This window comes from Streptomyces sp. NPDC054849 (assembly GCF_053610945.1).
On the sequence record NZ_JBSGZI010000075.1, the window covers coordinates 34,609 to 41,307 of the forward strand.

Annotated in this window: 6 protein-coding genes; all 6 read left to right on the top strand. The window is 74.2% G+C overall.

What is annotated here, in order from left to right; all coding sequences use genetic code 11:
* Positions 1-51: 51 nt before the first annotated feature.
* The 6 genes from ACWGIF_RS27020 to ACWGIF_RS27045 all read left to right on the top strand — a co-directional run bounded on the left by ACWGIF_RS27020 (position 52) and on the right by ACWGIF_RS27045 (position 6,616).
* The gene (locus tag ACWGIF_RS27020; RefSeq protein WP_453501284.1) at positions 52-981 is read left to right on the top strand and encodes a GDSL-type esterase/lipase family protein; all 930 of its coding nucleotides are present in this window, start codon (positions 52-54) and stop codon (positions 979-981) included.
* A gap of 117 nt (positions 982-1,098) precedes the next feature.
* Positions 1,099-2,103: an SCO0930 family lipoprotein gene (locus tag ACWGIF_RS27025; RefSeq protein ID WP_453501286.1), complete on the top strand. Its 1,005-nt coding sequence runs from the start codon at positions 1,099-1,101 to the stop codon at positions 2,101-2,103.
* A 105-nt stretch (positions 2,104-2,208) separates the two neighbouring features.
* The gene (locus ACWGIF_RS27030; protein ID WP_453501287.1) at positions 2,209-3,012 is read left to right on the top strand and encodes a LytR/AlgR family response regulator transcription factor; all 804 of its coding nucleotides are present in this window, start codon (positions 2,209-2,211) and stop codon (positions 3,010-3,012) included.
* 263 nt (positions 3,013-3,275) lie between these two features.
* Positions 3,276-3,551, top strand: a complete 276-nt coding sequence (locus ACWGIF_RS27035) for a hypothetical protein (protein ID WP_453501288.1) — start codon at positions 3,276-3,278, stop codon at positions 3,549-3,551.
* Positions 3,552-3,644: 93 nt separating this feature from the next.
* Positions 3,645-5,375, top strand: a complete 1,731-nt coding sequence (locus ACWGIF_RS27040) for a sodium/solute symporter (protein ID WP_453501290.1) — start codon at positions 3,645-3,647, stop codon at positions 5,373-5,375.
* Positions 5,372-6,616, top strand: coding sequence for a histidine kinase (locus ACWGIF_RS27045; protein ID WP_453501292.1), 1,245 nt, complete (start codon positions 5,372-5,374; stop codon positions 6,614-6,616). The genes ACWGIF_RS27040 and ACWGIF_RS27045 overlap by 4 nt, the downstream gene beginning before the upstream one ends.
* Positions 6,617-6,699: the final 83 nt, after the last annotated feature.

Sequence of the window (6,699 nt, forward strand, 5' to 3'; positions counted from 1 at the left end):
GACCCGCAACCTTTCCTGCGCGGGATCGCCTGGCTGGACAAGGGCCGTCCGGTGCGAGCCGATCCGGCGGACACCATGCGGCTGCCCTGGGACACCGGCGAGCGCTCCACCCTGCCCATCGGGGTCCGGCTGGAGTTCACCACGCACACCGCGCGAACCGTGGAGATCCGCTACAGGGCGACGGTGCCCGGTCCCACCGACGCGCTGCGCGACCTCGCGCACGGCTTCGCGCTGTGGGACCGGCACGGGGTGGTCTCCGAGGTGTTCACCGAACCGGCCGCGGAGGCCGTCGTCAGGATCGACCTGAGCGGCGGCACCGGCCCGTTCACCATCCACCCGCCCGAGACGCAGTCCCCCCGGATCCTCGGTCTGCGCGGAATCGGCGGCCCGCTCACGCCGGCGCCGCCCGCCCCGCGCTGGGTGGTGCACGGCGACTCCATCACCGAAGGCTGGTGGTCCACCCGCCCCGCGCACGGCTGGCCCGCCGTCACCGGCCGGTCGCTCGGATGGGACACCGTCAATCTCGGCTACGCGGGCGCCGCGCGCGGCGAACTCGCCGTTGCCGAGCAGCTCGCGGGCCTGCCCGCCGACGTCCTCACGCTCGCCTTCGGCACCAACTGCTGGTCCCGGGTGCCCTTCTCGGCTCCCCTGTTGTACGAGACCACGCGCGCCTTCCTCGAACTGGTCCGGCAAGGGCACCCCCGGACCCCGCTCCTGCTGGTCTCCCCCGTACTGCGGCCCGACGCCGAGCGCACCCCGAACAAGCTCGGGGCCACCCTGGGCGCCCTGCGCGACGCGATGGAGCGTGCCGCGCGGGACCGGATCGCCGCCGGGGACGACCGACTCGCCGTACTCCCGGGCCGTGACCTGCTCGGTCCCGAGCACCTGGCGGACGGGCTGCACCCCAACGACAGCGGGCACCAGGTTCTCGGCCTCGCTGTGGCCACGGCTCTGCGGCGCACCGGGTTCGACACGGCATGAGTGAAACACCCCACACCGGCCGCGGTGAACGAATCCCGCCCATCGCAGCGTGTCCTGAGCACAGTTGACGCCGCCACGGCGGCGGACACGACGCACACCACACGTGGGAGAGATCAAATGGGCATCAAGCGCGGAACCACCCTCGCCGCGGCCGCGATCGCCGTCGTCCTCACGGCCACGGCCTGCGGTACGACGGACTACAAGGCCGGCGACACGACCAAGCCGGTCGGGGCCGCCGCTTCCCAGGACGACCCCTACGGCGCCCCGGCTGCCGACGCGGGCTCCGGCGCCAAGCCCGCCGGACAGCTGGCGCTCGCCGCGAACGGCCAGCTCGGCGAGGTCCTCACCGACAGCGAGGGGCTCACCCTCTACCGCTTCGACAAGGACACGGCCAAGCCGCCGAAGTCGAACTGCGACGGGGACTGCGAGAAGACCTGGCCGGTGGTCGCCGCGGGCGATGCCACCGCCGCGGCCGGCATGGACGCGGCGCTCCTGGGCGAGGTCGTGCGCAGCGACGGCAGCAAGCAGCTGACGGTGGGCGGCTGGCCCGCGTACCGGTACGCCAAGGACACCAAGGCGGGCGACGTCAACGGCCAGGGCGTCGGCGGGGTGTGGTTCGCTCTCGCGGCGGACGGCAAGAAGGCCGCGAAGGCGGCGCCGGGAGCAGGCGCCGCACCCGAGGGCGGAGCGAGCGCCGCACCGGAGGCCGGAGCGGGCGGGAGCGCTGCGCCCGAGGCCGGCGCGGGCGGCGCCGTCGAGGCGGACGCGGCGCTGTCCGTGGCGAAGAACGCCAAGCTGGGCGAGCACATCGTCGACGGCAAGGGCATGACCGTCTACCGGTTCAAGCCGGACACGCAGTGGCCGATGGTGTCCAAGTGCGTGGGCGACTGCCTGACCAAGTGGCCGGTCGTCCCCCCGGTGGACAAGGGCAACGCCAAGGGCATCATCGAGAAGAACTACCTGGTCCTGGACCGCCCGGACGGCAAGAAGCAGCAGTCCGTCGACTGCTGGCCCGTCTACACCTTCGCCGGCGACAAGAAGCCCGGCGACACCAACGGCCAGGGCGTGGGCGGCACGTGGTACGCCGTCGCCCCCAACGGCAAGCTCATCACCGTCCAGTAGTCCCCCGACCCCCCACCACGGTTCGCGCGGTCTCCGCCCTCATCCCCCTGGGGCGGGGGCCGCGCCCCGTTCCGCCCCGGCACACCTCTCTCTAGACTCGGCCGCATGCTGCGCGTACTGGCCGTCGACGACGAGAAGCCGCTCCTGGAGGAACTCCTCTACCTGCTGCGCTCGGACCCCCGGGTGCGCAGCGCCGAGGGCGCCTCCGACGCCACCGAGGCCCTGCGCCGGGTCACCCGGGCACTGGAGTCCGGCCCCGACGGGGCCGACGCCATCGACGTGGTCTTCCTCGACATCCACATGGCCGGGCTGACGGGTCTGGACATCGCCCGGCTGCTGGCGGGGTTCGCGCGGCCGCCGCTGATCGTGTTCGTCACCGCGCACGAGGGGTTCGCCGTACAGGCCTTCGACCTCAAGGCCGTGGACTACGTGCTCAAGCCGGTGCGGCCGGAGCGGCTGGCCGAGGCCGTCCGCCGGGCCTGCGCGCAGCTGGGCCGGGCCGAGGAGGCGGCGGGCCGGCCGGCCGTGGTGGCGACGCGCCGCCCGGCGGCCGAGGTGACCGTCGCCGACCGCGCCCCGGAGCAGATCGCCGTCGAACTGGGCGGCGTCACCCGCTTCGTGGCGATCGCCGACATCGCCTATGTCGAGGCGCAGGGCGACTACGCCCGCCTGCACACCGACGAGGGCAGCCACCTGGTCCGCATCCCGGTGTCCACACTGGAGGAGCGCTGGGCGGCGCGCGGGTTCGTCCGGATCCACCGCCGTCATCTGGTGGCGCTGGCCAGGATCGACGAACTGCGGCTGGACGCGGGGACCACGAGTGTCCGGGTCGGGTCGGCGGAGCTCCAGGTCAGCCGCAGGCACGCGCGGGAGCTGCGGGACCTCCTGATGCGTCAGGCCACCGGCTGACACCCGGGCACTCCCCGGTTCGCGGGTCCCCGTGAGGGCCGGTGGAAGCCGCGTGTGACCGTCGCCCGGCGGGTGACCGTCGGCCGGTGGCCGTCTGCGGGCGAGCGTCGAGGGGCGACCGCCCGGCGCGCGGGGGCGCCGTTCGTCGCGCCGGGAGGGGCGTACGGCGATCCGCCGGGGCCGTCGGCCGCACCGCGTTAGTGATCGGGCCACCGGCGCCTCTGCCCTGCGTATCGTGGATCTTCCGGCGCGGGAGGAGCGCGATGTCCGAGATCCAGGCGCTGGTCGACGCGCTGAGCGGGCTGCCCCGCACCCGGCCGGCCGGACCCGCAGAGGCCGAGGCGCTGCTGGCCCGCCTGCGCAGCGCCGCCGCCCGCTGGGCCGACATCCTGTACGAGGCACGCGACGGCGTCCGCGAGCAGGTGCCTCCGCGTGCGGAGGCGGCCCTGACCCTGGCCTTCCGGCACGCGGAGGAGTCGTACGTGGAACTGGAGATCGCCCTGCGCGACTGCGCGGAGCACCGTGATCCGGTCCGCTGACGGCGGCGGCGCAGGGCCGGATCGCGCCTGTTGCCAGGTCAGACCTCATGCATAGACTCCGGTCGGCACTGCCCTCCGCCGAAGGACCGACCGGTGAACCAGACGTACGCGCTGACCGCGGTCGCCGTCGTCGTCCTGGTCACGATCCTGGTCGGCGCGCTGGGCCTGCGGATATCCCGTACCACCTCCGACTTCTACGTCGCCTCACGCACGGTGGGACCGCGCCTGAACGCGGCGGCGATCAGCGGGGAGTACCTGTCCGCCGCGTCCTTCCTCGGGGTGGCGGGGCTGGTGCTGCTCCAAGGGCCCGAGATGCTCTGGTACCCGGTGGGCTACACCGCCGGGTACGTGGTGCTGCTCGTGCTGGTCGCGGCCCCGCTGCGCCGCTCCGGCGCGTACACGCTGCCCGACTTCGCCGAGGCCCGGCTGGAGTCCCAGGCGGTGCGCCGGATCGCGGTGCTGTTCGTGGTGGGGGTCGGCTGGCTGTACCTGCTGCCGCAGCTGCAGGGCGCCGGGCTGACCCTGGAGATTCTGACCGGGGCCCCGCACTGGGTCGGCGGGCTGGTCGTCGCCGTCGTGGTCAGCGCGGCGGTCGCGGCCGGCGGGATGCGCAGCATCACCTTCGTGCAGGCCTTCCAGTACTGGCTCAAACTGACCGCCCTGCTGGTCCCGTCCTTCTTCCTGATCGCGGCCTGGGCCGGGGACGGCGCGCCGAGGGCCGGCTTCGACGCCGCGGCCGTCTTCCGGCAGCACACCTCCGTGACGCTGGCGCAGGACGTACGGCTGTCCGTGAAGGAGCCGCTGACGGTGACGGTGACCGGACAGGTGGACGGGCGGAGCCTGGTGGCGGTCCCACTGACCCTGGCCGCGGGGGAGCATTCCGTACGGGCCCACGCGCGGTTGGAGTTCGCCCCGGGCACGCCCGTCCCGGGCACCCGGGCGGAGGCGGGTCTCGGGGCTTCCAGCTGGTCGGAGCCGATGTCCGGGGACCGCCGGGAGTACCGGCTGTACGCCACGTACGGGCTGATCCTGGCCACCTTCCTCGGCACGATGGGCCTGCCGCACGTCGCGGTGCGCTTCTACACCAGCCCCAACGGGCGGGCCGCCCGGCGCACCACGCTGGTGGTGCTCGCGCTCGTCGGGGTCTTCTACCTGCTGCCGCCCGTGTACGGGGCGCTGGGCCGGATCTACGTCCCCGAGCTCGCCCTCACCGGGGACGCGGACGCGGCGGTGCTGGTGCTGCCCGAGCGGATGCTCGGCGGGCTGCTCGGCGAGCTGCTGGGGGCGCTGCTGGCCGGCGGCGCCTTCGCGGCGTTCCTGTCGACGGCCTCGGGGCTGACCATGGCGGTGGCCGGGGTGCTGCACCAGGACGTGCTGCCGGCGCGCGGGGTGCGCAGCTTCCGCTTCGCGGTGCTCGTGGCGATCCTGGTGCCGCTGGGCGGGAGCGTGGCCGCCACAGAGGTGCCGGTGGCGGATGCGGTGGGCCTGGCCTTCGCCGTGTCGGCCTCCTCGTTCTGCCCGCTCCTGGTGCTGGGCATCTGGTGGCGCGGGCTCACCCCGCCGGGTGCGGTGGCCGGGCTGGTCACCGGCGGCGGGGCGGCGCTGAGCGCGGTGCTGGCGACCCGGGCGGGCCTGGCCCCGGCGGGCTGGACGCACACGCTGCTGGCGTGGCCGGCGGCCTGGTCGGTGCCGCTCGGGTTCCTGACGATGGTGGCGGTGTCGCTGGCCACCCGGTCGCGGATCCCGGCCGGGACGGCGGCGACCCTGACCCGGCTGCACCTGCCGGAGATCGTGGCCGGGAACCGGGCGGGAGGCCCGCGGTGACCGGGGTGGGGCCCGCGGTGCTGGCCGTACTGGCGGTGGCGGGCGCCGCCCTGATGCTGGGCGCGGGCTGGGCGGTCGGCCGGTGGCACGTCCGGCGCGGGGAACGGGCGGCCGGACTGGACCTCGGGACGCCGGTGGAGCGGGCCACCTTCCACACCTTGCACACGGCCTCGCTGGCCGCTCCCCCGCTGCGCGCCGGGCTGACCGAGGACGCCGCCCGCAAGGCCGCCCGGCGGCTGCGGTCGCTGCTGGGCACGGAGGCGCTGTGCCTCACTGACCGGGAGTCGGTGCTGGCCTGGGACGGCCCGGGCGCCGACCACCACCAGCGGCGGGCCATGGCCCGCGTGGCGGTGATGCTGGAGTCGGAGCGCAGTCAGAGCGTGCGGACCGGGTGCGAGCGGCCCGACTGCCCCCTGAAGTGGGCGGTGGTGGCCCCGCTCACCGGCGAGGACGGGGTGCTGGGTGCGCTGGTGGCGTACGGGTCTCGGGAGTCGGCGGTGCTCGTGCGGGCCGCGACGGAGGTCGCGCGGTGGGTGTCCGTGCAGCTGGAGCTCTCCGAGCTGGACCGCTCGCGGACGCGGCTGATGGAGGCGGAGATCAAGGCCCTGCGGGCGCAGATCTCCCCGCACTTCATCTTCAACTCCCTGGCCGCGATCGCCTCGTTCGTCCGGACCGATCCGGAGCGGGCCCGGGAGCTGCTGCTGGAGTTCGCGGACTTCACCCGGTACTCCTTCCGCCGGCACGGCGATTTCACCACCCTCGCCGAGGAGTTGCGCTCCGTCCAGCAGTATCTGGCGCTGGCCGGTGCCCGGTTCGGCAACCGGCTGAAGGTCACCCTGCAGGTGGCGCCGGAGGTGCTGCCGGTGGCGCTGCCCTTCCTGTGCCTGCAGCCGCTGGTGGAGAACGCCGTCAAGCACGGGCTGGAGGACTCCACCGAGGAGTGCCGGATCATCATCACGGCGCGGGACGCGGGGGCGGAGGCCGTGATCACGGTGGAGGACAACGGGGTCGGGATGGATCCGGCTCTGCTGCGGCGGATCCTGGCCGGGGAGCGCGGGGGTGCCTCGTCCGGCATCGGACTGCCGAACGTCGACGAGCGGATCCGGCAGGTGTACGGGGACGAGTACGGTCCGGTGATCGAGACGGGTGTGGGCTCCGGCATGAAGGTCACCCTCCGCATTCCCAAATACCGGGCGGGCGTGCACAGTTCCCCTTCGGATCACACCCCTCCCGGTCCCTGAGCACCTGACGGCCCATCGGGACCGGCGCGATGCGGCCTCCGGCACATCCAGCCCGGTCGGCGTTCGAGGCGCGGGGGTCCGGG

Bases quoted from the DNA above. Each gene is read 5' to 3' on its own strand.
- ACWGIF_RS27025 (WP_453501286.1), top strand. From the start codon at position 1,099: ATGGGCATCAAGCGCGGAACCACCCTCGCCGCGGCCGCGATCGCCGTC.
- ACWGIF_RS27030 (WP_453501287.1), top strand. From the start codon at position 2,209: ATGCTGCGCGTACTGGCCGTCGACGACGAGAAGCCGCTCCTGGAGGAA.
- ACWGIF_RS27035 (WP_453501288.1), top strand. From the start codon at position 3,276: ATGTCCGAGATCCAGGCGCTGGTCGACGCGCTGAGCGGGCTGCCCCGC.